This is a genomic window from Micromonospora sp. NPDC049580 (genome assembly GCF_040675595.1).
Lineage (GTDB): Bacteria > Actinomycetota > Actinomycetes > Mycobacteriales > Micromonosporaceae > Micromonospora.
The window spans coordinates 1-4,192 of record NZ_JBFAPG010000522.1 but is presented as its reverse complement, the minus strand read 5'-3'; the positions used below and the strand labels follow the sequence as shown (position 1 = coordinate 4,192).

General features: G+C 71.0%; 4 protein-coding genes. 3 read left to right on the top strand and 1 reads right to left on the bottom strand.

What is annotated here, in order from left to right; all coding sequences use genetic code 11:
• Positions 1-262: 262 nt before the first annotated feature.
• The gene (locus AB0J68_RS28290) at positions 263-1,441 is read left to right on the top strand and encodes a helix-turn-helix transcriptional regulator (RefSeq protein ID WP_354861846.1); all 1,179 of its coding nucleotides are present in this window, start codon (positions 263-265) and stop codon (positions 1,439-1,441) included.
• 265 nt (positions 1,442-1,706) lie between these two features.
• Complete coding sequence (locus tag AB0J68_RS28285; RefSeq protein WP_354861845.1) at positions 1,707-1,973, top strand: hypothetical protein; 267 nt, start codon at positions 1,707-1,709, stop codon at positions 1,971-1,973.
• A gap of 179 nt (positions 1,974-2,152) precedes the next feature.
• Here AB0J68_RS28285 and AB0J68_RS28280 read toward each other — a convergent pair whose 3' ends face one another.
• Entirely contained in the window at positions 2,153-2,653 is a 501-nt protein-coding gene (locus AB0J68_RS28280; RefSeq protein WP_355066443.1) for a winged helix-turn-helix domain-containing protein, read from the bottom strand.
• A gap of 567 nt (positions 2,654-3,220) precedes the next feature.
• Here AB0J68_RS28280 and AB0J68_RS28275 point away from each other — a divergent pair.
• Positions 3,221-4,090, top strand: a complete 870-nt coding sequence (locus tag AB0J68_RS28275; RefSeq protein WP_355066444.1) for an LLM class F420-dependent oxidoreductase — start codon at positions 3,221-3,223, stop codon at positions 4,088-4,090.
• Positions 4,091-4,192 lie beyond the last annotated feature (102 nt).

Here is a 4,192-nt window from a genome sequence, read left to right as displayed (position 1 = left end):
CCGGCGTGGTCTATCTTGGTTTTGGCCCCAACGGGTTGCTTAAACCTGTGGGGTCGCACACCCGAGCGGGCCCGCTGTGTCATCCACATGGGGGCCCGGACCAGCTTCGATCGGCCGGTCAGGAGCGCTCCTGGCGAGCCGGTCGTTGCGCTACAGCGATGGGTGACCGGACGCGATACTGCGGGTAGCGTGAGCGCTGGTGGTGCCGCCGGTTGTAGCGGTGGGCGGCCCACCCCCCAGACCGCTACCTGGGAGCACAGCCATGACGTCCCACGTCGACCCGCGCTTCGGCAACACGCTTCGTCAGCTCCGCGAGCAGTCCGGGCTGTCCCTGCGGGCCCTCGGTCAGCTCACCCACCGGGGCAAGAGCCACCTGCACGAACTTGAGGCCGGCAGCAAGGCACCCACCGTGGAAACCGCCCAGCACCTTGACCAGGCACTGCACGCCAACGGTGCTCTTGTCCGCCTCGTGCGCGCGCCCGTCGACCACGAAGCCGAAGCCGACGAACTGCTCCGGCGGGTCGCTGCTTGCGACGTCAGCGCCGAAACCCTCGCCCGCATCGAGCGAGGCGTGGACGACCTCGCCAGCCTGTACCCCACGACCGCGCCGGTCGACCTGCTGCCGATGGTGCGTCAGCACCTCGCCTATGTCACCCGACTACTCGGCGGCCGGGTCACCCTCGCCCAGCAACGGCGTCTCGTCGTCGCGGGCGGCTGGCTGGCCGTACTGAGGGCCACCGTGCACATCGACCTGCAACAGCCGGGCGCCGCCGCCGCGCACCTCACCGCGGCATCCGGGCTCGCCGGCCACGCCGAGCATCCGGAGATTCAGGGTTGGTGTCTGGAGACGCGGGCGTGGGAGGTGCTGACCCTCGGCGACTACCGGGGTGCCCTGGACCTGTCGCGGCAGGCGCAACAGGTGGCGCCTGTCGGCAGCTCCGCGCACATTCAGGCGACCGCGCAGGAGGCGCGGGCATGGGCGCGGATGGGCGCGGTCCGTGAGACGCGTCGGGCACTGGACCGGGTGGAACGCTTGACTGCGAACCTGCCTGTCCCGGAACGGGCGGAGCACCACTACCGGTACGACCCGGCAAAGGCTGAGGCGTACGCGGCGACGACGCTGGCGTGGGCAGGTGACCCCGCCGCCGAGCGGGTCGCGCGGTCCGTGCTGGCCCACCTGGATCCGCGCGGCGACGGCGGTGAGCGGCCCCGGCGGGCGGCATCGGCTCGACTGGACCTCGGGCTGGCGTTGGTGACCGCCGGACGACCGGATGAGGCGTCGGTGTTCGCCGCGGAGGCGGTCGCGTCGGGGCGAGTGGTGCCGTCGAATTGGTGGCGGGCGCGGGAGGTGTTGCGCCGGGTCGAGCGGACGGGCGCACCGGAGGCTGCCGACCTGCGTGACGTGTACGAGCAGTTCGACCGGACCAGCACGGGCGAGTAGCGGACAGGATCGGTTGACGGCGGACAGCCGCGTCCTCCTGACCGCAGGCAACCCTCCGTAGCGTCATGTTTACGGGATCAGTGGCCGGTGTGCTGTCGGACGTGATGTGGGCGCTCAGCGCCGCCGGTCCCGCCAGGGAGGGCAGGGGCGCCGTGCCGGATATGACCGGCCGACTCTGCTCCGGAGGCGAGGGGCGAGCGATGATCCGCAAACTGGTATCCACTCTGACCGGCCGACCAGCTCACCACTACGACGGGTCGGTCCGGTGACCGCCCGGCAGATGCCCGGCCCCGGCACCCGGATGTCGGTGCGGCCTACCGAGTGGCAGCCCAGCCCTGGCATCGAGGGCCAGACACACCACGACATCGTCATCGTGTCCGTCCACGAATCTCATGACCCGCGCTTCGCCTGGGTGTACGGCCACGGCCCGGACTGTGCGTGGGAGTCCGCCGACTGCTCGCAGCCGTTCTGCTTCGAGGTGCTGGTCAGCGTCGACGTTCTTGCCGCCGCAGCGGCCGGTGCGAGGCCATGACCGCCCCCACGCTCGCCCGGTTGGAGGCGCGGTGGCGGCGGACCCTCATCGAGCACCAGGCCGTTGCCGGTCGCTGCCCGGTCTGCGGGACGCGGGGCCGCTGCCGGGAGTGGGCGGAGGCGTTCGGTCAGCTCGTCGCCCACGACCTGTTTCTCCCCGGTGCTCGTCGGCGCGGTGTGTCAGACGGGGGCGAGCCGGAAGCCGACGCCGCGGACCGCGTGGATCGTGGCGGCGGCGTCCAGCCGGGCGAGCTTGCGGCGCACCCGACGGACGACCGAATGCATGTCGGACCCACGGCCGAGGTGCCGGTTGCCCCAGACCTTGAGGTGCAGTCGCTCGTAGGTCCAGATCTGCCCGGGAGCGTCGACGAGGCAGAGCAGGACGTCGTGTTCCAGCCGGGTCAGGTCGATCTCCTGATCGCGCCAGCACACCACCCGGCGGTCGGAGTCGACGCTCAGATCCGGCGGCGGCTGCGGGCGTGGCGCGGCCTCCGTGCGCACGGCCGGGACGGGAGGAGGTACGGGGGGCAGCTCGCCCACCCCGAGGAACTCCCGTGCCTGGTCGACGTTCGAGACGATCAGGAAGGCGTCGGTCCCGCCGAGCAGACGGGCCAACTGCCGGCGCTCAGCCGGCGAGGACGCGATGCCGATGACCAGCGAGGCGACCGGAATTCCCTGCATTGCCCAACCCCTTCCGGTTCCCCACGAACACTCCGGATGGTTTTCGCACCGCCGAGGACGACCATCGATCGGCGTCCTGACCCTAGTGGTGGCTCGTCTCGGCTGGGTGAAACATAGTTGCATGTAAGCATGTGAATGACGGTCGAGGTCACAGCCGTGCGGACGGCTTGGCGACAACAAGGGGGGTTCGGAGAGCGGGATCGCCGCTTTTTTCCAATGGTGACCGGCGGTTGTGACAGAACGAAGACAATCCACGGACGGCGTCCGGACCTGGCGGGACGAGCATGGTCGACGTGTCCCACGGATCGTCGTACCCCGTCGGTCGGTCGTCGCCCGGCTCCGCGCGGGCGCTGTCGTCCGGCTCCGCGCGGGCGCTGTCGTCCGGTCGCGTCGCCGCGCCGCCCGGTCTCCGGCTGCTCGGAGCTGCCGTCTGCTTCCTGCTCGCCCGGGTGCTCACCGGCGTGCTGTTCGTCCGGCGGGTCGCTGGACACCGACCAGACCATCTTCGCGGCGAAGCGTCGGGCACGCGGCCGACCACTACTAGGCTCGATCGCGGAGGTGCCGAACATGAAGCTCGGGCTGCACTACTGGACTTTCTCGACTCCGGCCGATCCGGCCGCCATCGCGCCGACCCTCACCGAGGCGGCGACCATCGCCGACCAGGCCGGCGTGGCCTCGTTCACGGTCATGGACCACTTCTTCCAGATGGAGGCGCTGGCCCCGGCCGAGGAGCCGATGTTGGAGGCGTACACGACGTTGGGCTTCGTCGCGGCGCAGACCCGTCGAATGACGCTCGGTGTGCTGGTCACGGGCGTGATGTACCGCTATCCGGGGCTGCTGGCCAAGACCGTGACGACCCTCGACGTGCTCTCCGGGGGCCGGGCCCGGCTCGGCATCGGGGCGTCCTGGTACGAGCGGGAGCAGCGGGGGCTCGGCGTGCCAGTGGTGCCGGTCGCCGAGCGGTTCGAGCGACTGGAGGAGACGCTGCGGATCTGCCGGCAGATGTTCAGCGACGACAACGGGCCGTTCGACGGGCGGCACTACCAGCTCACGGAGACGATCAACTCGCCCCAGCCGTTGCGCCGTCCGCACCCGCCCATCATGATCGGCGGCAGCGGCGAGAAGAAGACGCTGCTGCTGGTCGCCAGGTACGCCGACGCCTGCAACCTGTTCGGCACGGGCGCCGAGGGGATCGCGCACAAGCTGGACGTGCTGCGCGGGCACTGCGCCGCCGAGGGCCGCGACTACGACAGCATCGAGAAGACCGTGCTGGCCTCCAAGCCGCCGCTGGAGGATCTCGACGCGTTCCTCGCCGAGGTGTCCGACTATGCCGCGCTCGGCGTCACCGAGGTGCAGGTCACGCCGGACCGGCACCCCGTGGAGTTCGCCCGGCGGCTCGGCGACGAGGTGCTGCCGCGGCTGGCCGACATCGGCTGACACGGAACGGGTTGGGTTAGGCGCGCGTGGTCGACGAGCCGCCTGCGGCGATCGACCGGCTGCTCGCCCACGACGACGAGGGCCGCCCTCCCGCCGAAGCGG